Source organism: Sphingomonas sp. 2378, from assembly GCF_038084995.1.
Taxonomy (GTDB): domain Bacteria; phylum Pseudomonadota; class Alphaproteobacteria; order Sphingomonadales; family Sphingomonadaceae; genus Sphingomonas.
Window position 1 is genome coordinate 124,024 of record NZ_JAXCMJ010000002.1, and the last position, 21,908, is coordinate 145,931.

Annotated in this window: 15 protein-coding genes; 8 read left to right on the forward strand and 7 right to left on the reverse strand. The window is 66.9% G+C overall.

What is annotated here, in order from left to right; translation table 11 throughout:
• Positions 1-46 precede the first annotated feature (46 nt).
• Entirely contained in the window at positions 47-1,900 is a 1,854-nt protein-coding gene (locus SM191_RS01715) for a beta-L-arabinofuranosidase domain-containing protein (RefSeq protein WP_445949800.1), read from the reverse strand.
• Between the two features lie 292 nt (positions 1,901-2,192).
• Positions 2,193-3,239 (reverse strand): substrate-binding domain-containing protein, encoded by a 1,047-nt coding sequence (locus SM191_RS01720; RefSeq protein WP_341504696.1) that lies wholly within the window; start codon positions 3,237-3,239, stop codon positions 2,193-2,195.
• 136 nt (positions 3,240-3,375) lie between these two features.
• Here SM191_RS01720 and SM191_RS01725 point away from each other — a divergent pair, with 136 nt between their 5' ends.
• The 4 genes from SM191_RS01725 (at position 3,376) to SM191_RS01740 (ending at position 12,337) form a co-directional block, all read left to right on the forward strand.
• A complete protein-coding gene (locus tag SM191_RS01725; protein ID WP_341504697.1) occupies positions 3,376-5,433 on the forward strand; it encodes a glycoside hydrolase family 31 protein in 2,058 nt (685 codons plus the stop codon).
• A gap of 59 nt (positions 5,434-5,492) precedes the next feature.
• The gene (locus SM191_RS01730) at positions 5,493-6,887 is read left to right on the forward strand and encodes an MFS transporter (protein WP_341504698.1); all 1,395 of its coding nucleotides are present in this window, start codon (positions 5,493-5,495) and stop codon (positions 6,885-6,887) included.
• 23 nt (positions 6,888-6,910) lie between these two features.
• The gene (locus tag SM191_RS01735) at positions 6,911-9,493 is read left to right on the forward strand and encodes a cellulosome protein (protein ID WP_341504699.1); all 2,583 of its coding nucleotides are present in this window, start codon (positions 6,911-6,913) and stop codon (positions 9,491-9,493) included.
• A 93-nt stretch (positions 9,494-9,586) separates the two neighbouring features.
• Positions 9,587-12,337, forward strand: coding sequence for a TonB-dependent receptor (locus SM191_RS01740; protein ID WP_341504700.1), 2,751 nt, complete (start codon positions 9,587-9,589; stop codon positions 12,335-12,337).
• 61 nt (positions 12,338-12,398) lie between these two features.
• Here the strand turns inward: SM191_RS01740 and SM191_RS01745 are convergent, their stop codons facing one another.
• Positions 12,399-13,217 carry an arylamine N-acetyltransferase family protein gene (locus SM191_RS01745; RefSeq protein ID WP_341504701.1) on the reverse strand — a complete coding sequence of 273 codons (819 nt, stop codon included), beginning with the start codon at positions 13,215-13,217 and terminating at the stop codon, positions 12,399-12,401.
• A 92-nt stretch (positions 13,218-13,309) separates the two neighbouring features.
• On the opposite strand from SM191_RS01745, the gene SM191_RS01750 reads away from it, so the two are divergent.
• Positions 13,310-14,245, forward strand: a complete 936-nt coding sequence (locus SM191_RS01750) for an L-threonylcarbamoyladenylate synthase (protein ID WP_341504702.1) — start codon at positions 13,310-13,312, stop codon at positions 14,243-14,245.
• Between the two features lie 134 nt (positions 14,246-14,379).
• Here SM191_RS01750 and msrA read toward each other — a convergent pair whose 3' ends face one another.
• Positions 14,380-14,919, reverse strand: coding sequence for a peptide-methionine (S)-S-oxide reductase MsrA (gene msrA, locus SM191_RS01755; RefSeq protein WP_341504703.1), 540 nt, complete (start codon positions 14,917-14,919; stop codon positions 14,380-14,382).
• A 78-nt stretch (positions 14,920-14,997) separates the two neighbouring features.
• On the opposite strand from msrA, the gene galE reads away from it, so the two are divergent.
• Positions 14,998-16,002 (forward strand): UDP-glucose 4-epimerase GalE, encoded by a 1,005-nt coding sequence (gene galE, locus SM191_RS01760; RefSeq protein WP_341504704.1) that lies wholly within the window; start codon positions 14,998-15,000, stop codon positions 16,000-16,002.
• A gap of 5 nt (positions 16,003-16,007) precedes the next feature.
• A complete protein-coding gene (locus SM191_RS01765) occupies positions 16,008-16,847 on the forward strand; it encodes an HpcH/HpaI aldolase/citrate lyase family protein (protein ID WP_341504705.1) in 840 nt (279 codons plus the stop codon).
• Between the two features lie 233 nt (positions 16,848-17,080).
• Here SM191_RS01765 and SM191_RS01770 read toward each other — a convergent pair whose 3' ends face one another.
• Positions 17,081-17,755, reverse strand: coding sequence for a phosphatase PAP2 family protein (locus SM191_RS01770; protein WP_341504706.1), 675 nt, complete (start codon positions 17,753-17,755; stop codon positions 17,081-17,083).
• Between the two features lie 260 nt (positions 17,756-18,015).
• Between SM191_RS01770 and SM191_RS01775 the strand changes: the two genes are divergently transcribed.
• The gene (locus SM191_RS01775) at positions 18,016-18,141 is read left to right on the forward strand and encodes a hypothetical protein (RefSeq protein WP_267435295.1); all 126 of its coding nucleotides are present in this window, start codon (positions 18,016-18,018) and stop codon (positions 18,139-18,141) included.
• A 107-nt stretch (positions 18,142-18,248) separates the two neighbouring features.
• Here the strand turns inward: SM191_RS01775 and SM191_RS01780 are convergent, their stop codons facing one another.
• Together SM191_RS01780 and SM191_RS01785 are read right to left on the reverse strand one after the other, a co-directional pair.
• Positions 18,249-19,343, reverse strand: a complete 1,095-nt coding sequence (locus SM191_RS01780; protein ID WP_341504707.1) for a glycosyltransferase family 2 protein — start codon at positions 19,341-19,343, stop codon at positions 18,249-18,251.
• On the reverse strand, positions 19,340-21,820 hold the full coding sequence (locus SM191_RS01785) for a DegT/DnrJ/EryC1/StrS family aminotransferase (RefSeq protein ID WP_341504709.1): 2,481 nt from the start codon (positions 21,818-21,820) through the stop codon (positions 19,340-19,342). Before SM191_RS01785 ends, SM191_RS01780 begins: the two co-directional genes overlap by 4 nt.
• Positions 21,821-21,908 lie beyond the last annotated feature (88 nt).

Consider the following 21,908-nt stretch of genomic DNA (forward strand, 5'->3'; position numbering starts at 1 on the left):
CACTCGCCAGAGGCCCCAGCTTTCGCCGGGGCGACGGTGCGGACGATCAGGCCAGCTTCCAATAGGTCGCATAGCGTTCATGCGCGATCCGGTGGTACGGGATCAGCCGGACCGGCTGTCCGTCCGCCGCCGGGATGGTGAACTCCAATGGCTTGCCCGTCGCCGTGATCGTCTTCGTCAGTTGCTCTGGCTCACCCGACAGGGTCGGCGCCTGGAAGGGCGTGTCGTTATATTCGCCATATTTGCGCTCGTTGACGATGATGTCCGCGCCCGGCGCCAGCCCTTCACGGCCCAGCGCGCCCGCCAGCACCAGCGGGCCATAGGTGAAGGCGACGATGTCCGGCGCGGCCGGGGCGCTTTCGACGCCGGGTTCCATGACCATCCGCCATTCGACCGTGTCGCCGCTCTTCCACGTCCGGGTCACGTCGGCATAGCTGCCCGGCTTGTCCGAGCGCTGGACCTCGGCCCCGTTGACCAGCAGGGTCGCGGCCCGGCTCCATTTCGGGTGGCGCAGTTTCAGCGTCAGCTCGGTCGGCTGGCGCAGCTTCCAGCGGAATTCGGTGTTCCCCGCCTCCGGAAAGCGGGTCGCCTGGGTCAGCACAGCGCCCTTGTCCGCCCAGGTCACGCTGGAGGGGATGAACAGGTTCACATAGAGCGCGCGATCGTCATGGAAGTAGATCGAGTCGCGATACTTCACATGATTTTCCATCCCCGTGCCGGTGCAGCACCAGAAACTGTCTTCGGGGGTGTGATAGAGCTTCATGTACCCCGGCCGCGCGCCCTGGAAATAGGTCGCCATCCCCGAATCGGGATCCTGCGAGGCGAGGATGCCGTTGTAGAGCGTGCGTTCGTAATAATCGGCATATTCGGCGCGCGGATCGTGCAGGAACAAGGCGCGGGTCAGCTTCAGCATGTTGTGCTGGCAGCAGGTTTCCGAGCCCTTGGCCGAGAACACATGCTTGTCGAAATCGGCCATGGCGAAGAAATGCTCGCCATCGCCATGGCCGCCGGTCGCGAAGGCGCGGGTATGCGCCACCGTCCGCCAGAAGAACGCCGCCGCATTCCGATACTGGTCGTCGCCGGTCGCCTCGAACACACGCTGGAAACCGATGATCTTGGGGATTTGCGTGTTGGCGTGCATCCCGTCGAGATGATCCTGCCCCTTGACCAGCGGGTTCATCACCGCCTTTTGCGAGAAACGCCGGGACAGCGCCCGATAATCCTCGTTGCCGGTCATGAAATACAGGTCGGCATAGACCTCGTTCATGCCGCCATATTCGGTTTGCAGCATCGCCTCGAACTGTTCGTCCGACAGCGGCCGAGTCGCCACCACGCCCCAATCGGCCAGCCGGATCAGCACCGCGCGCGACGGCGCGCTGTCCGCCAGCAGTACCGAGTCGCGGAGCCCCGCATAGACCTTGTGCAGCGTATACCAGGGAACACCGGTGATCGGCTCACCCCGCAGATGCGCGGCGACCAGCGCGGGGCCCTTGGGGAAGGCGCAGACCAGGCCGGTACCCGCCGCCTTCTGGCACGCGGCCAGTTCGTTCGCGATATAGTCGATCCGCTGGCGATAGCGCTTGTCCTTGGTCGCGCGGTAAGCCAGCGCGCAGGCGGACAGATAATGGCCCAGCGTATGGCCATGGCAGTTGATCTCGTCCCACATCGGTTCCGATTCCCAGCCGCCATAGACGGGCGCCTTGGGCTTCAGACCGGCATTGGTGCGGAAATTGGCGAGCAGCCGATCGGGTTGCAGGCGCATCAGATACGCCTCGGTCATCTTCTGCGCATGGAGGAAGGGACTGTCCGCCAGCGTCACATCGGCCATGTCGAAGGGCTGGACCATCGTGGCGGGGGCAGGGCTGATCGCCTTGGCCTGCGCCCAGGCGGCGGCGGGCATCACCGCCCCCCATCCGGTCGCCAGCGCACCGATGCTGGCGGTCGCAAGGACGTCGCGACGCGACGGGGCATGGCAGCATGGGCGCACCGATCTTCTCCGACTAATTCTATTTTTCCCATGGGTAGCCATGCTCGGGTGGCGGGCGCAACATATATTTGCCGGTGGCCAAAAACCGGTTCCGATCCTCCCCGTTCAAGACTTCAGCACGGTGGAGGATAGCAAAACAGCCGATATGAACCCCCGGCCGCCCCCTGCGAAGCAGGATTTATTTGTCGGACAGTCCCTTTCCCCGTCAGGCTATCGGGATCGGCGCTTGGCCACGCGTCAGGTGGCTTTGCCCCAGGCGGAGTGCCATCTTCCACAGCGTCTGGACCGGCGGGTCATCGACGCGCTGATGCCCCGGCAGCATCGCGACCAGCGCCTGGGCCAGCGCCAGGCCCAGATCGCCCAGTTCCAGCGAGAAGCAGGTCAGGTCCGGCGACAGCGCGCGGCAGGCGGGATTGTCGCGCAGACCGATCACCGCCACGTCGCGCCCCGGCTCCAGCCCCAGCCGACGCAACGCGCGATACGCCCCGACCGGCGCGGTCTCGCCCATCAGCAGCAGTGCGGTCGGGCGGTCGGCGAGCGCCATCAACTCGCTGGCGGTCGCTTCGCCGTCGCTCTCATCCGTCTCGCCATGATGGACCAGCGCGGGGTCGAAGCCGATCCCCGCCTGCGCCAGCGCGTCGCGATAGCGCTGCACGACGATATGGCTGTTGTTGATCGTCGCGGGCGGCGCGACCAGCCCGATGCGGCGATGCCCCGCCCCGATCAGCAGCGCCATCGCCTCGCTCACCACCCCTTCGAAATCCAGGTCGATCCAGGCGTAATCGCGCGCGGTGTCGGTCCGCCCCAGCGCGACGAAGGGGATGGCCTGGTCCAGCAGGAAGGCGATCCGGGGATCGTCATGCTGCGTCCCGGACAGCACCCAGCCATCGACCGTGCGGCGCGACACATGCCGCCGCAGGAAGGTCAGCCCGTCCTCCCCCTTGCGCGCCAGCAGCACGACGAGGTCCAGGTCATGCTCGCCGAGCCCGTTCTGCAATCCCTCCAGCAGCGCCATGAAGAACGGGTCGCCGTGAATCGCGCTGTCATGCTCCAGCGTCAGCATGAAACCGACCGTCCCCGTCCGCCCGCTGCGCAAGGTCCGGCCCGACTGGTTGGGGATATAGCCGAAGGCCCGCGCAGCCTCGACCACCCGCTGCCGCGTCGCGGGGCTGACGTCCTTGCGGTCGTTCAGCGCGCGCGACACCGTGCCGATCGACAGGCCGAGATGATGGGCGAGTTCGCGTATGTCCATGCGCCCGTGATCGCGGTGTGGCGCGATCGACACAAGAGGCATTGATTCCACAGAGGCATTGACAGGACCATTTGTCGGAGCGATTATCCGTAAACGTTTACGGCCATCGCAGAATGGCGTTGAGAGGAAATAGGGCTTGGACACGCTCGTTCTGGAGACTCGTGCCATCGGCTGGGCCTATGACGGCAACTGGCTGCGCATCGAGGCACATGGCCCCGATGGCCTGCGGCTGCGGGCATCGTCCTTTCCCGATCGGGGTGCGCGGGCCGGCGCACTGCTCGACGCCCCCAGGGATATGACGCCGTCCGCGCCGGTCGTCACGCGCGACGGCGGCACCGCCCGCATCACCCATGGCCGCATCACCGCCGAAGTCGATCTTCAGGGCCGCGTCCGCTTCCTGAATGCACGGGGCGAGGTGCTGCTGGAGGAAAAGTGGCGGCAGCGCGACACGACCAGCCAATTTTGGACGGTCGGCACAAAGGAGGTCCGCACGATCAGCGCGCTCGGCCTGTCGGGGCGCGAGTTCAAATCGCTGCCCGGCGACGTGGCGCGGATCACCGTCCGGTTCGAGGCGAAGCCGGGCGAGCGGCTGTACGGCATGGGCCAGTATCAACAGCCCAATCTGGATCTGGCGGGCTGCACCCTGGAACTGGCGCAGCGCAATTCGCAGGCGAGCGTCCCCTTCGTCGTGTCGAGCCATGGCTATGGCCTGTTGTGGAACATCCCCGCCGTGGGCGAGGTGCATTTCGCCGCCAATGGCGCGACCTGGACCGCGCGGGCGGCGCGCGAGGTGGATTACTGGATCACCGCCGCCGACGCTCCGGCCGAGATCCTGCGCAACTATGCCGCCGTCACCGGCACCGTGCCGATGATGCCCGACTATGCGCTGGGCCTGTGGCAGAGCAAGCTGCGCTACCGGACGCAGGACGAATTGCTGGCGGTCGCGCGAGACTATCACGCGCGCGGCATTCCGCTGGCGGTGATCGTCGCCGACTTCTTCCACTGGCCGGTGCAGGGCGACTGGCGCTTCGACGAGCGCGAATGGCCCGATCCCGCCGCGATGACCGCCGAGTTGAAGGCGATGGGGACCGAACTACTCGTCTCAGTCTGGCCGACGGTCGATCACCGTTCGGAAAACTATGCCGAAATGGCGGAGAAGGGCTATCTGGTGCGCGCGATGCGCGGGCTCGACGTGCAGCAGGAATTCCTCGGCAATACCCGTTTCATCGACGTGACCCATCCCGGCGCGCGCGATTTCCTGTGGCAGACCACGAAGCGCAACTACCGCGACAAGGGCGTCGCGCTGTTCTGGCTGGACGAGGCCGAGCCCGAATACAGCGCCTATGACTTCGACAATTACCGTTATCATGCGGGCAGCGTGCTGGAGGTCGGCAACGCCTATCCGCTCCATTACGCCCAGGCCTTTCACGACGGGCTCCGCGCCGAGGGCGAGACGGAGATCGTCAGCCTCGTCCGCTGCGCCTGGGCGGGCAGCCAGCGTTACGGCGCGCTGGTCTGGTCGGGGGACATCCATTCCTCGTTCGAGGCGATGCGCAACCAGCTGAGCGCCGGGCTCAACATGGCGATGGCAGGAATTCCCTGGTGGACCACCGATATCGGCGGCTTCCATGGCGGGCATGTCGAGGATCCCGCCTTCCACGAGTTGATGATCCGCTGGTTCCAATGGGCGGTGTTCACGCCGATCCTGCGGATGCACGGTCACCGCGATCCGATCACCCCGCCCGCCGAGCCGTTCCGCGACGGCGTCGCCCAGTGCGACACGGGCGCGGGCAACGAGCTATGGAGCTTCGGCGAGCCGGTGTTCGCGATCCTGCGCGACTATGCCGCCCTGCGCGAGCGGTTGCGCCCCTATGTCGCGTCGCTGATGCGGGCGGCGCATGAGCATGGCGATCCGCTGATGCGGCCGATCTTCTACGACCATCCCGACGATCCGCGCGCCTGGGCGGTGGACGATCAATATATGTTCGGTCCCGACATTCTGGTCGCGCCGGTGACGGCGGCGGGGGTGACGGAGCGGAGCGTCTATCTGCCCCGCGGCCTCTGGCGCGACGCCTGGACCGGTGAGCGGATCGAGGGCGGCGGCGACATCGCCTGCACCGCCCCGGTCGAGCGGATACCCGTCTTCCTGCGCGACGGTGCGGGTGTGGCGGATGCTTTCGACGCGCGGAACTGATCGCGGGACATGACAAGGCGGGATCGTCAAAAGGCGAACCGGGAATAAGGGACAGGATAATGGCAGCATCGATCGCCGACCACGCCATAAGGGCGACGGAATCGCAGCCGACCGACGGTCAGGCGGCGTCGATCCCGTTCATCGAAAAGCTCTGCTACGGCCTCGGCGATGCGGGGGGCACGATCGTCACCGGGCTGATCGCCAATTTCCTGACCTTCTATTACACCGACGTCTTCGGCCTGGCGCCGGGGATCGTCGGCATCCTGTTCCTGTCGCTGCGCATCTTCGACGCGGTGTCCGATCCGCTGATCGGCATCATGGCCGACCGCACCTCGACCCGCTGGGGCCGGTTCCGCCCCTATCTGCTGTGGACCGCGATCCCCGTGGGCCTGGCCTGTTTCCTGACCTTCCAGTCCCCCGACCTCGGCTATGATGGCAAGGTCGCCTATGCGGCCGTCACCTATTTCCTGCTCGCCTTCTCCTACTCGCTCAACAACGTCCCCTATTGCGCGCTCATCACCCGCATGACCGACAGCGCGCGCGAGGGCGTGGCGTGCCAGTCGGTGCGCTTCGCGCTCGTCGCCATCGCCTCCTTCTGCGTTTCGGTCGGACTGCCGATCATGGTCCGCCAGTTGGGGGGCACCGACATCGCGCGCGGCTATCGCGACGGAGTGGCGATCCTCAGCCTGGCCGCCGTGGTGATGTTCCTGATCTGCTTCCTGTTCGTGCGCGAGCGGGTGGTCGCCGCCGACAGTGCCGAAGTACCGTTGAAGGTCGCCATCGCCACCACGTTGAAGAACGACCAGTTGCGCCTGACCTTCGTCATGACGCTGCTGCTGATCGGCATCTTCAATACCAAGGGGGGCGCGGCGCTCTATTTCATCACCTATGTGCTGGGCGGCGACACCACCTATCAGGCGCTGTTCTTCGGCATCGCGACGGCGGGCGGGTTCATGGGTTCGGTGATCGTGCCCTTCTTCACTCGGCGGTTCGACGTGAAGACCGTCTATGTCTGGGTGAACCTGATCCTGGTTGCGGGGCATTTCGCCGCCTTCTTCGTGCCGGGCGGCTATCCGATGCTCTGGCTGGTGCTGGTCGGCCTGTGCTGCATCGTGCTGGGCTGCACCCTGCCGCTGCACTTCACCCTGATCCAGTTGGCCGACCAATATGGCGAGTGGAAGCTGGGGATGCGCTCCTCGGGCATGAGCTTCGCCTTCAACCAGTTCTTCGTCAAACTCGCCTGGGCGCTGGCGGGGGTGTTGATCAGCGGCGTGCTGGTCATCGTGTCGTACAAGGCGGGGGCGGGCAACCAGACGCCACTGTCGCTGACCGGCATCCGCGCGCTGTCGACGATCATCCCCGGCCTGATGCACCTCGCACTCGCCGCAACCGCCGCCCGCCTGATCCTGAACCGCGCCACGATCGCGCGCATGACCGCCGAGCGCCCCGCATGACCTTCCAGCCGAAAGCCCGCCCCATGTCCTCGCCCCTTCGCCTGTTGTTCGCCACGCTGCTCGGTTCCACCGCCATCGCCGCCTCCGCACAGGAGCGGCTGACCGTCGATCTGGCCAGCGATACGGGCGCGTTCCATGGCGGCGCGTCGGGGACGCTCTATGGCCTGTACGATGCGCGGCTGCCGCATCCCAATCTGGTCGAGGGGATCGGGCTTCGCACCGTCTCGACCAAGGCGCAGGACGGGCCGCAGCATCCCGGCGCCGACGCGCTGGAGGTCTCGACCCTGCTGACCGATGCGTCGGGCGGCGACACCTATATCTACATGACCGATATCAACCGCGAATTCCCGTACAACTGGAAGACCGGCGACTGCGCGCAATCGGTCGCGCACTACATCGAGCAGTTGCGCGCCCAGGTCCGCCAGGTGAAGGGCATGGCCAAGCGCTATCGCGACCGGATCGTCTTCGTCCCCTATAACGAGCCCGACGGCAACATGTTCGCCGACGGTCCCAAGAGCTGCAACGGCGTGAAGTGGCAGAAGGACCCGACCGCCTTCAACAACGCTTGGGACCGGGCGGTGCGGATGATCCGCCAGGAACTGCCCGGCGCGCGGATCGCGGGGCCGAACACCAGCATCCTGTTCCCCGAGGTCGAAGGCTTTCTGCGCCACGCCATCGCGGCGGACACCATGCCCGACGTGGTGACCTGGCACGAACTCAGCAACCCGGCGGCGGTGCGGACCAGCGTGCGCAAGTATCGCGAGTGGGAGGATCGACTGTTCGCAGGCACCAAATGGCAGGGCCGTCACCTGCCCATCAACATCAACGAATATGCCTATAACTACCACACTTCGGTCCCCGGCCAGATGGTGCAGTGGGTGGCGGCGATCGAGGATTCCAAGGTCGATGCCGACATCGCCTATTGGAATATCGACGGGAATCTCAGCGACTCCGCCGTGCAGGCCAATCGCGGCAACGGGCAATGGTGGCTGCTCAACGCCTATGCGACGATGACCGGCCATACGCTGGCCGTCACCCCGCCCCATCCCGACCAGAGCTATACGCTGCAAGGAGTGGCGACGCTCAACCCCAGGCGGCGGCAGATGCGCCTGTTGTTCGGCGGCAAGAGCGGCGACGCGACAATCGCGCTCGCCCATGTCCCCGCCGCGTTCGGCCCCGAGGTCCGGGTGCGCGTGCGCGAGATCGGCTGGACCGGACAATTGGGCGATTCCGCCCCGCCGGTCACGATGGTGGAGCGGGTGATGCCGGTGAAGGACGGCCAGATCGCGCTGACCTTCGGCCAGGACAATCTGCCCCCGCTGCGCGAAGAAGCGGCCTATGAGCTGCTGCTCACCCCGGCGGAAGGGACGCAGGCCCCCGCCGTCGCCCTGCCCTGGCGACAGGATTACGAAGCGGAGAAGGCGACGCGGCGGGGCCAGGGCCTGGCGGTACGCGGACCGGAGGGCTCGCCGGATCATGTCGACCGCTTCCACACCTCGGGCGGCTATTCGGTCGAGGGGTTCAAGACCGGCGCCGACGCCGCGCTCGACTTCGCGGTCGAGGTTCCGCACACCGGGCGGTACGATTTGCGCGTGCTCGCGAGCACCTTCAACAAGGACCCGCTCGTCACCGATCAGGGGGCGACCAACGTCTTCCTGCGGATCGACGGGCAGAAGACGGGCGAGACCGAGCTGTTCCTGCCGCTGGGCTACAAGCCCTCGGTGCTCGACCATGTCGATACGGTGGTCACCCTGACGCGCGGCAAACATGTCCTGACACTGGGGACGCGTAGCCTGGGCGGCACGCGCGCCACGCGGGGCAACGCACTGGTCGACCGCATCACCCTGACCGCCGCCGATCCCGCCGCCGCCACGGTCCGCTACGATGTACGCGACGCGATGGTGGCCGGCGATACCGCGACCTTCTGGGTTTACGGCGCGCAGGACGAAGTGGCGAAACTCACCGCTGACGCCAGCGGCGCCGTGCAGATCCGCGTCAACGACCGGCCTCTGCCCGGGGGCGAGGCGTTCCTGCTCGGCGGGATCAACAAAGTCGAAGTGACCGGCGCGGCACGTCTGCGCGGCCTGGACGTCACCCGCGACATCGCCCCCGACTCCCCCCGTCGCTATGAGGCGGAGGACGCGCAAGTCGCCGGAACCGCACGGATCGGCGCGGCATCGCTGGCCAGCGGTGGACGTGCGGTGTTCGACATCGGCGGCGCGCCGGGCAACCGCAACACCCTGACCTTCCCCAATGTCGTCGCCGACAAGGCGGGCAGCTATGCACTGACCGTCCGATTCTCCAATGACGAACAGTCCAAGGCGACGCATTACAATCCCGACCCGCTCGCCCGGATCGCGCGCATCTCGATCAACGGGGCCAAACCGATCCTGGCGACCTTCCCCAACAGCTTCCACGCCAACAACTGGTGGGAGATGACGGTGCCCGTCACCTTGCGCGCCGGGACCAACAGCATCCGCATCGCGGGTGAGGAACAGCCCGATTGGGACGGCCGCACCTATGCGTCCAAGACCTGGCCCGGCGTCCTGCTCCGATCGCGCTTCGCGCCGAATATCGACCGGATCACTGTCTCGCCCATGCCCTGAACGCCCCGATTCGAGGTGACGCCGAACACGGCGCGCCCGGAATCCGACCACGACCGAAAACGTTTCCGTCAGAAAAGATCAAAGGAGGGGTTTATGAAGCACGCATCGATCGGTGGCCTTTTGACCTCGGCATCCATTCTCGCCACCTTGGCGCTGGCCACCCCCGCGACCGCCCAGAGCCAAGCGCCCCAGGCCGAACCCGCGCAGGAACAGGAGCAGCCCGCCGAGCAGACGGCACCGGGCAGCGCCGACATCATCGTCACCGGTATCCGCCAGAGCCTGAGCAACGCGCAGAACATCAAGCGCAACTCGGACGCGATCGTCGATGCGCTGGTCGCCGAGGATATCGGCAAATTCCCCGACAACAACGCCGCCGAAGCGATCGCGCGCGTCACCGGGGTACAGGTCACCCGCTATGCCGACGAGGCCAATGGCGTGCTGATCCGCGGCCTGCCCAATGTGCAGACGACGGTGCAGGGGCGTGAGATCTTCACCGCCGATGGTCGCTCGGTGTCGATCCAGGACTTCCCCGCCCAGGCGCTGTCGCGGGTCGAGGTCTATAAGGCGACGACCGCCGACAATCTGGAAGGCGGCATCGCGGGCCTGATCGACGTGGGCCTGCGCCGCCCCTTCGACTTCAAGGGCTTCCAGCTCGCGGGCGCGGCGCGCGGTGTCTATAATTCGGAATCGCGCAAAGTGGACCCGATCGGCAGCCTGCTGGTCAGCGACCGGTGGCAGACCGGGATCGGGGAGATCGGCGCGCTCATCAACGCCTCCTTCACCCAGACCCGCTTCCTGAACTCGGTCCGCTATCAGGGCTTTCAGGACAATGTCCCCGCCGCGCAAGCGGTCCTGCCCGCCTCGGTCGGCCGCAACTTCACCTTCCCGCAGGATATCGGCCTGTTCTACGGACGCGGCACCCGCCAGCGGCCCTCGGTCAACGGCTCGCTCCAGTGGAAGCCCGCCGACAATTTGATGATCTATGCCGATGGCCTGTATCAGGGCTATCGCAACCGCAACGCCAACGACTTCTTCGGCGTGCCCATCCAGTCCAACCCCAATGGCGGCAACCCGCCGACGATCCGCAACGCGGTGCTGACCCAGGACGGCACGACGCTCGAATCGTTCGACGTGGACCTGGGGCTGGTCAACGGGCCCAGCAAGGAATTCGGCACCAGCCGCACCGACACCTATCAGGGCGCGCTGGGCGCCAGGTGGGAGACCGGCAATGCCGTCTTCACCACCGACCTCGCCTATACGCGCTCGACCACGAACAACAATTGGGGCCAGTTCCAGACCCAGGTCGCGACGCCGCTGTCACTGGCAGTCAAGCTGAACGATCAGGGCAGCGTGAACTTCACGCCCAGCGGCGTCGACTTCGCCAATCCCGACAGCTTCTACATGCGCGGCCTGATCGAGAATCGCAGCCGCGCGGTGGGCAGCCAGTGGCAGTGGCAGGGTAATGTCGCGCTCGATACCGGTTCGTCGATCTTTCCCAAATTCCTGTTCGGCCTGCGTTACGGCGATCGCAACGCCAGTTCGGTCTATGGCGATCGCTATGCCTCGCTGGCCAGCCTGAGGGACCCGATCAACCGGGTGCCGGCCGTGTCGCAGGGCGGACTGGTCGAGCCGGGCTTCCACGGGGATGACGTGCAGCAGTTCCGGTCCTGGTACGCGCCCAACGCCTTCCTGTTCAATGACCGGTTGAACGATGTGCGGGGCTATATCCGCGACGCGCTGGTCCGGGCCGGGGCGGATGCGGGCACGCGCGCCGCCTGGGCCCCCGAACTGCCCAATCTCAACCCGCTCAACGCCTTCCAGGCACGCGAGCAGGTCTATACCACCTATGCGCAGGTCAATTACGCCTTCAACATCGGCATTCCGGTCGACGGCGTGATCGGCGCGCGCGTGATCCTGACACGCAACAAGCTGAACGGTACCAACCAGTTGCCGACCGCCGATGGCAGCACCGTGCTGGTCCCGATCAACTCCTCGACGCAATATACCGACATCCTGCCCAATATCAGCGCGCAGTTGCACTTCACCGACCGGCTGAAGCTACGCCTGTCGCGGACCCAGGCGCTGTCGCGGCCCGGCTTCAACCAGATCAACCCGACGCTGACCGTGTCGCAGGGCACGGTCGGAGGCAACATCTCCTACACCGGCAATGGCGGCAACCCGAACCTGCAACCGATCCGGTCGGACAATTACGACGCCTCGCTGGAATATTATTTCTCGCGGACGGGATCGGTGTCGGTCGCGGGATTCTATCGTAAGATCAACGGCTTCATCAATTCTCTGCCGCAGATCGTCAATGTCCAGCCGTTCGGCGACATCCTGGTCTATCGCCCGTCCAATGCGGGGTCGGGCACGATCAAGGGGATCGAGGTGGCGGGCACCACCTTCTTCGACTTCCTGCCCGGCGCATTGCGTGGGCTCGGGGCGCAGGCCAACTTCACCTATATCGACGGTGAGCAGGTCCTGCCCTCCGCCGCCAATTTCGCCGGCGGGCGCAACACCCTGCCCGGCGTGTCCAAGTACAGCTTCAACGTCATCGGCCTGTACGAACTGGGTCCGACGAGCGTGCGGCTGGCCTATAACTACCGCAGCGCCAATGTGGACGGCTTCGGTGCGCCGGGCGTCTACACCACCGTCTATTCGGGCGGGGTCGGGCGGCTGGACCTGTCGGCCAGCTATAATCTGAACGACAATATCACACTGACGGTGGACGCGACCAATTTGCTGCGCACGCCGTACCACAGCTATGTGAAGGACCCGCGCTATCCGCGAGACATCCGCTGGGAGGCGAGCCTGTTGTCGGCGGGGGTGCGCTTCCGATTCTGATCGATCGGGGGAAGGCGGCCCGCTTCGCCGCAGACATGGCGAAGATAACGGGCCGCTTGGGTCAGTCCGCGAACAGGCTGGCCGTCTCGTCGGCGGTCAGGTCGATGCCGAACATCAGGCTCATCCGCATCCGATAGACGCGCGGGTCGCTCAGCGTCGCGCTGGTCTCGTCCTGGCCGACCCGGCGGCGATAATGCCGGTCGGTCAGCGAGGCGAAGCCGTGCGGCAGGATGATACTGACGATATTGGCCTGGCGGAACCGGCTGTCCTCGGCGGTCGCGGTCCAGTGATTGCCCATGCTCAGATCCGCGTCCCAGACCTGGTCGGTGGTGAAGCTATATTGCGGCTCCCAACCCTCGCCCGTCGAGCGGCCATCGGTATGCCCCGGATGACCGTTGCGCAGCAGCATCCAGCCATGCTGGACGTCGCGGGCCAGCCGGAAGCGCGCGCCGTCGGGCGCGGTCGCCTCCGCCCCGTCGACCAGGGGCATGGGCGGCGAATAGCTGCCCCCGAAGCCCGCATCGGCGATCCAGTCCTGCCCGTCGATATGGACCAGGCTGAACGTATGGGTGGTCGGCGGCACGTCGCTGGCGCGCAGCCAGACGCGGGCGAGCAGTGGGCGCGCGGCAAAGCCGTGCGCGGCCAGCGCGTCGAGGAACAGCCGGTTCTGCTCGAAACAATAGCCGCCGCGCTTGGCGGTCACCAGCTTGGCGAAGACGCTGTCGCTGTCGATCGCGATCGGGCGGCCCAGTCGCACATCGAGATTCTCGAAGGGGATGGCCAGCCGGTGTGCCCATTGCAGCCGGGCCAGCCCCTCGGCATCGACGGTGACGCGCGACGGAAGGGCGATGCGGGCGAGATAGGAATCGAGATCGAACATGATCCGCCAGATAGGGTGCCCAATGCCGATTGTCGAAGGGGGACGCGCCCCCTTATCGCGGCGGCGGCGAGCGGGTATAGGGCGGCGCGACCATGCGCTTCCCCGACCACGATCCAACCCTGCCCTTCTCCCCGCCCGCGATCCGCGCCGCCGCCCACGTCATTCTGACGGCCGGGATCGTCGCGGTACCGACCGAGACCGTCTATGGCCTGGCCGCCGACGCCACCAATGCGGCGGCGGTCGCGCGCATCTATGCCGCCAAGGGGCGGCCCTCGTTCAATCCGCTGATCGTCCATGTCGCCGATCTGGCGACGGCACGGAAACTGGCGCTGTTCGACGCCGATGCGCTGGCGCTGGCCGAGGCATTCTGGCCCGGGCCGCTCACGCTGGTCCTGCCGGTGCGCGCCGGGTCGGGCATCGCCTCGCTGGTGACGGCGGGGCTGGAGACGGTGGCGATCCGCGTGCCCCGCCACCGGGCGATGCAGGCGCTGTTGGCGGAGAGCGGTCGCCCCCTCGCCGCCCCGTCCGCCAATGCCAGCGGCGGGATCAGCCCGACCCGCGCCGCACATGTCCGCGCCAGCCTGGGCCCCGCCGTGCCGATCCTCGACGACGGCGCGACCGAGGCGGGGCTGGAATCGACCATCGTCGCGGGCCGCACCATCCTGCGCCCCGGCCCCGTCACGGCGTCGATGCTGGCGGGCGTGCTGGGGTCCGTCGAGCAGGGCCCCGACGCCCCCACCATCGTCACCGCGCCGGGACAACTCGCCAGCCATTACGCCCCCGCCAAGCCCTTGCGGCTGAACGCGGCGGAGGCGGCGGCGGATGAGTGGCTGATCGGTTTCGGCGCGGTGGCGGGGCAGGATACGCTGTCCGCCAGCGGCGATCCGGTCGAAGCGGCGGCAAATCTGTTCGACGCACTCCACCGCGCCGATGCCGGCGACCGCCCCAGGCTGGCCATCGCGCCGATCCCGGTCGAGGGGATCGGGGAGGCGATCAACGACCGGTTGCGACGCGCGGCGACGCGATAGGGGGTTTTTGGAAAGGTTCGGGGCGTGCGCTTCGACTTCGCTCAGCGTGAACGGAGGAAGGGTTCATGCCCCAACCCCTCGTTCAGCCTGAGCGAAGTCGAAAGCCAAGGGCATAACCCACCCCCCAGGCGAAATTACGCCGTCACCGCCTTCGACCGCGCGGCGAAGCTCTTGCGCAGCTTTTGCAGCTTGGGCGGGATGACCGCCATGCAATAGGGGTTCGACCGGCCGGACGTTTCCCAATAATCCTGATGATAATCCTCCGCCGGATACCATTCCGCCATCGGCTCGATCGTCGTGACGATCGGCTTGTCCGACCCCGCCTGCGCGCGTTCGACGGCGGCCTTCATCGCGGTTTCCTGGCGCTCGTCCGCCGGGAACATGGCCGAGCGATACTGCGTACCCACGTCATTGCCCTGCCGGTTGAGCTGCGTCGGGTCATGCGTGGCGAAATAGATATCCAGCAGATCGTCCAGCACCAGTTGCTCGGGATCGAAACCGATGCGGATCGCCTCGGCATGGCCGGTGTCGCCGCCGCAGACCTGCTTGTAGGTCGGGTTGGGGACGGTGCCGCCGATATAGCCGCTTTCGACCGATTCCACGCCGATCACGTCCTTGAACACCGCCTCGGTGCACCAGAAGCAGCCACCCGCCAGTGTCACATACTCAGTCACACGAAATCTCCTCGTCGTCTTGTATGCTTAGATAGGAAGGCGCTAGGCCACGGCAATCCAAGGGTTCGGGACAAAGTGATGGCGACGATCGACGGCAAGGTGATGGTGACGGGCGGCGCGGGCTATATCGGCAGCCATGCCGTGCTGGCGCTGCTGGATGCAGGCTATGAGGTCGTCGTGCTCGACAATCTGGTCACCGGTTTCGACTGGGCGGTCGACCCGCGCGCGTCGCTGGTCGTGGCGAACGTCGCCGACGACGACACGGTCCGCGCCGCGATCCGCGAGCACCAGGTCCGTGCGATCATGCATTTCGCCGGTTCGGTGGTGGTGCCGGAATCGGTCAGCGATCCGCTCAAATATTATCGCAACAACACCGCCGCCAGCCGCTCGCTGATCGAGAGCGCAGTGGCCGAGGGCGTGCCCCACTTCATCTTCTCCTCGACCGCCGCCACCTATGGCACGCCCGAAAAGGTGCCGGTCGCCGAGAATGACCCCAAGGCCCCGATCAACCCTTATGGCATGTCCAAGCTGATGACCGAGATCATGCTGAAGGACGTCGCCGCCGCGCATCCGATCAATTACTGCGCGCTGCGCTACTTCAACGTCGCGGGCGCGGACCCGCGGGGCCGGTCGGGCCAGTCGACGGTCGGCGCGACCCACCTGATCAAGATCGCGGTCGAGGCGGCGATCGGCAAGCGTGACGCGGTCGGCGTCTATGGCACCGACTTCCCGACCCGCGACGGGACGGGGGTGCGCGACTATATCCATGTCTCCGACCTCGCCGCCGCGCATGTCGCCGCCCTCGACCTGCTGGTCGCGCAGCCGGGTGAGAGCCACACGCTCAATTGCGGCTATGGCCGGGGCTTTTCGGTCCTCGAAGTGCTCGACGCCGTCGATCGCGTGACCAATCACAGGATCGAGCGCCGCCTGGAAGGGCGCCGCGCGGGCGACCCGGCGGAGCTGGTCGCGGACAATGGCGCGATCCTGTCCACCCTGGCCTGGCGTCCCGAGCGCGACGATCTGGACGGCATCGTCCGCGACGCGCTCGCCTGGGAACGCAAGCTGGCCGAGATGGGGCGTTAAGTCCCATGCGGCTGCGTTCGCTGCTGTTCGTGCCCGGCGACCGGCCGGACCGGATGGCCAAGGCGATGGGATCGGGCGCCGACGCGCTGATCCTCGACCTGGAGGATGCGGTTGCCCCCGATGCCAAGCCGCGCGCACGCGACGCGGTCGCCCGGTTCCTGGCGGAGCCGCGCGACGGCACGGTCGCGCTGTTCGTGCGGATCAACCCGGTCGACGGGCCATTGGCGGCGGACGACCTGGCGGCGGTGCTGCCCGCCCGGCCCGACGGGATCGTGCTGCCCAAGGCCGAAGGGCTGGTCAGCCTCCATGCGCTGGCGGCGCGCGGGGTGAACCATATCCCGATCCTGCCGATCGCCACCGAGACCCCGACCGCGCTGTTCCGGCTGGGCGAATATGCGGGGTCGAGCCTGCCGCTCGCCGGACTGACCTGGGGCGCGGAGGATCTGCCCGCCGCGATCGGCGCCACGACCGCGCGGGAAGCCGATGGCGGCTATACCCCGCCCTATCAACTCGCCCGCTCGCTGACCCTGTTCGCGGCGCATGCCGCGGGGGTCGCCGCGATCGAGACGGTCTATCCCGATTTCCGCGATCTCGACGGGCTGGCCGCCTATGCCGCGCGCGGACGACGGGACGGCTTTACGGGTATGATGGCGATCCACCCGTCCCAGGTGCCGGTCATCAACGCCGCCTTCACCCCCTCGGCGGACGAACTGGCCCGCGCGCGGGCGATCGTCGATCTGTTCGCCGCAAATCCCGGCGCAGGGGCGCTGCAACTGGATGGCCGGATGGTCGATGCACCGCATCTTAAAGCGGCGCAGGCCCTGCTCACGCGCGCTCAAGCCTAGCGCGGATTGGCATTCATTCTCACGCGAAGACGCGAAGACTATGTTCGCGCGCGGAGGCGCGGAGGACGCAGAGATGGCGTGTCTGAGGCGACAGCGGTCCTTCTGGTCATCAGAGAATGGTGTGAGGCGCCCTGCCCCAAAAGTATGATTTCTCTGCGTCCTCCGCGCCTCCGCGCGCAAAAAAAACGGTTTGCGGCTTCGATCCGACTTGGCGAGCGGGAGCCTGAAAGCCCCTATTCGCGCATGGTGGGCCATGACGCGCGGATCGCCGCCGTGGCCCACCACCAGCCGAGCGCCCAGAGCGTACCGAAGCACCACCCCGCCGCCACGTCGGACGGCCAGTGGACGCCCAGATAGACACGGCTGACCCCGATCGCCCCGACCAGCAACACCGCCATCGCCACGATGGCATGACGCACCCGGCGGTGCCGTGTCACCTGCGTCGCCAGCGCGGCGAGGGTCAGATAGACCATCGCGCTGCCCGCCGCATGGCCGCTGGGGAAGCTGGCGTTGGACACATCGACCCAGTGCGGCACCAGGTCGGGCCGGGCGCGCGACACGCCTTGCTTGACCAGGGTCACCACCGCGCCGCCGCTGATCCCCGACGCCACCGTCACACCGGCGGTCAACCACCAGCCGCGTGCCGCCAGCAGCAGCGTCGCCGCGCCGACCATCAGCACCAGCACGGGCACACTACCCAGTGCGGTGATATCGACCGCCGCACGCATCAACCCGCGCGAATGGGCATGGGCGCGAAGCCCGGTGAGAATCGCCCGGTCCCAATCGAACGGCCAGCGATCGACCAGCAGCCCCGCGAACAGAAGAATCGCCAGCGCCGCCGCGCCCGCCGCCGCCCCTTGCAAGGCCCGAGGCATGGCGGACAGGCGTTCGGGGGGTTGGTCTGTCAAAAAAATTCACCTGATTCGCCATCGTCCTGCCGATGATCCCGAACGGATCGTCGATCATCCCAAGCTTTTGACAAAACGACAGCATTTGGGCAATTGCAACCGATTGCAGGCGCTGTGCGACGTCAGCCGACCGCATCAATACGGCTCTGGTGAACAATATCGATCACCATAATTCGAAAAACGGGTTTGCGTCTTCCGTCATTTTATCGCAGATTTGCCCCATCCCGGCACACAGACCGGTTGGAGAGGATTGCACGACCATGGACCAACACGTCATTTCGCCGCTCGACCGTCTGCTCATCCTGACTTTCGGTGCGATGGCTAGCTGGGTTGCCGTGGGCGGTGTGGCCATTGGCGCGTCGAAGCTGGTCGAACATCTCTTCTGACGGATATCCATCGGCCTGCGCCATCGCGGGCCGATGATCTTATACGCGACCAACCCTTCGACAGGGCTGTCTTCAAGCTGTCATTCGAATATCCGGTTTGGCCAAGATCAGCCTTGATCGTTCGAAGAGGCGTGCATCGCTCCCCGATTTTGTCCCAGGCGACGTGCCAGCCCGATCATCCGCCACCCCAGCAAGTCCTCCACCCCGGCATAGCCCAGTCCCATATGCGGGGGGCGTGAGGCGAACACATCGCCCAGCGTCACGCGACCCGAGCGAAGGGCCGCCCGCGCCAATTGCCGCCAACGCCGCGCGGTTTCCCAGCGGATCAGTTTCACGCTCTCGATATCGGGGGCGACCTGCGCCAGATAGGCGCTCTGCAACGTCGCGATCGCCTGTCCCAGCCGCCGAAGCGTCGCGCCATCGGGAATCGGCACCCCGCCCATATTGTGCCGGGCGAGCAGATGGGCGACCTCCGACGCGCCATCGCCCAGCAGCGGCGCATGCGCCTCCGTCAGGACCCGCGTCGCACTGGCCCGCATCGTCTCGATGAACCGCTTCGACACGCCGCCCGCATGCTGGCGATAGAGGAGCAGGGGCTCGTCCAGCCGGGCGATCCGGCCGAAGGCGGCGATGCGGTGATAGAGGTCGAAATCCTCGGCATAGAGAAGCTCGGGCCGGGTGAACGGATCGAGCCGCCTCGCCACATCCGCGCGCACCATGACCGTCGACCAGGCCAGCGGATTTTCGATCCAGCTCAGCCAGCGGATCAGGTCGGGCGTGCTGTGTGCCGCATAGTTCATGGGCAGAACCCGCCCCTCGACCAACTGCTCGGTCTGCGCGCCCACCAGCACGACATCGGGGTTCGCCTCTAGATAGGCGACCTGCCGCGCCAGCCTTTCGGGGCGGCAGAGGTCGTCCTGGTCGAGCCCCGCCAGATATTGCCCCCGCGCCTCGGCGAAGCCGCGATTGCGCGTGACCACGGGGCCGCCATTGACCGCATTCTCGATCAGGCGGACACGGCGGTCGGGCCAGTTCCTCACCAGTTCGCGCGTATGGTCGGACGAACAATCGTCGACCACCAGCGCCTCCCATTCGGTCATCGTCTGGTCGCCCAGGCTCGCCAGCGTCTCGCCGATCAGCGTGGCGCCGTTATAGGCCGGGATGACCACGCTGACGACAGGGCTGACGACAGGATCGCTCATTCCGCCGCGCTGTCGCATTCGGGTATCGCCTGACCCAGCAACTGGTCGACGATCATCTGCCCGACATTGTTCTGCCACAGCCACAGCCCGTTGGCCTGACCACGAAAGCTCTTCTCCCCGCCCAGCGCGCCCCAGGGCACGAAACCGGCGGACAGGCCGATGCCATAGGCGTCCGGCACCGGGCGATCCTGCGCGTCTAGGATGCGGCAATGGCGATCGACCATCGGCCGTCCCGCCTCATGCGCCAGCGCGATCGGCGCACCCTCCGCATCGAACAGCGGCAGCGACCGGGGACGATAGCCGAGCGCGCCGACGACCAGATCGGCCTCGGCGATGAGCGCCCGCGCTTCGGGATCGTCTTCCCCGACGATCCGATAGGTGGTCATGCGCGGATCGGGCTCCCGCCCGCCCAGCGACAGCATCCGCAGCACCAGTTCGCGCGATTCCAGCCGAAGCCCCGCGAGCCGCAGGACGAACCCACTGACCGGACAGACATCGTCGGCGGTGAAATCGGTGAAATCCTCCTGACGGGCGGCGTCGACCGTCGGAAAGAACGGCTTGGGCGGGGTGCGCACCATCAACGTGATCGCCCCCGCGCCCAACGGCAGATCATGGCATTTCAGCAATTGCACGGCACTGGCCAGCGCACTGGTGGACGCCCCGACGATCACGATGTGCGGCGCCCGGACCGATGCCAGCCGCTCTACCACCTGTGCCATCCCCCCCTGGCGGAGCAGCGCGTCCGATCGCATCAGCCGATCCCCCGCCATCTGCCCCAGCGGCGCGCCCGCCACGATCCTGGCCGCGACCTGCTCGTCGCTCTGATAGCCGCCCGTCGCGACGACGATGCTGCGCGAGGTGAGCCTGTGCTCGCCATCCGGGCCCGACAGGATCGTCCGCCAATGGCCGTCCGCCGTCCGCTGCGCACCGACCGCTTCGACGCCGGTCAGCACCTGTCCGCCATGCACCGTGACGATCGTCCGCAACCGCTCCGCCGTCGCCGCCAGCAGCGGCGCGGTGTCACGCAACGGAGCGCCCAGCGCGCCGCAATAGCGCGCCATCAACCGCCCCGCCGGATGCGCCTCCAGCGCGGCGAGTTCGGGATGCGGATTGTCCTTCACCGCCGACAAGAAGGTTTCGGCGGTCGTATCGGAACGGATGGCATAGCCGCCCAGCGCGCCCGGCCCGATATGCTGCGACCGCTCGACCAGGGTCAGGCCCCCTTGCGCGAGCGTCTCCAGCGTGCCGTTCTTGCTCGCCGCCGTCAGCATGGCGGTCCCGGCGGGTCCTCCGCCGATCACCACGGCGTTGATCGGGCCCGGTACCTTTTCGACGCTCGCGTCGGGGGAAATCCGCGCAACGGCCTTGGTCAATCGCCCCGCGACGATCCGCGCATCGCCGGGCTTCATCACGTCGGTGATCGGCAGGCTCAATATGCGGGCCGACACGGCATCGGCCACCGGCGTCGGTTCGATCAGCGCGGTTTCGCGGAACAGCGTCTGCTCGCCCAGATGCGGGCTGAAATACTGGCCCGCGCTCACCCCGTCGCCGGCGAGGGCCGCGATGATCTCGCCCCGCCGCCCGGCCAGTTCGGGCGGCAACAGCACCGGCATGAACTGAGTCGCCTGCCGCCTGACCGTCTGACGCTGAAAGGACCATCCGGGCAGCGCGCCGCGATATTCCCGGTCCAGCGCCGCGCGGGCGTCGCAGATCGCATCGATCTCGGTCAGCTTGCACCGCGCCATCAGGGCCAGCACCTCGGGCATCTTGCCGTTGATGCCGGGCAGCGTCGCATGGCGGCCGGATTCGAAACCGAAATTCACCATCGCGCGCAACTGGTCGATACGGTCGGCATCGCCGCTATAGATCAACCCGCCCTCGCCCACCGAGAAGGTCTTGGTCGCGTGCATCGAATAGACCAGGGTGAACGGCGCCCCCGCGCCGAAGCCGCGCCCGGCGGCATCCAGCGTTCCCAGCGACGCGGCGGCATCGACGACGATCCCCACCCCATGACGCCGGGCGAGCCAGCCATAGCGATCGAGGTCCAGATCGCTGCCGAAGGTCGCATAGGGCACGATCACCCTGACCCGGTCGCCATGGCGCGCCAGCATCCGTTCCTCTTCGACGGGATCGGCGGTCCAGTCCTGCGCGTCGATATCGATGACCAGCGGGGTCAGCCCCGCCCAGATCGCGGCCTGCGCCGTCGCGGCGAAGGTCATGGCGGGCATCATCGCCAGATCGCCGGGGCGGGGATGCATCCCCGCCGCCTGCCGGATCGCGATCATCAGGCCCAGCGTCGCATTGCCCACCGCCAGCGCCGCCCCCCGACCGTCGAACAGCCGCGCCACCATCTCCGCTTCCAGCGCACGCACCTCCGGCCCGCCATTGCTGAACTGGCCGGATCGCTCGATCCGCTTCAGGCCGTCGATCTGCTCGGACAGCCTCGGCGGTCGCGGGGCGATGAGCGGAAAATCCATGGGGCGCTTTTCCTGGGACACGTTCGTGCCTGTCCCATATTCGCCTTTAAGAACGGGTTAGCACAAGGGGAATGCGCGGATCGCCCGG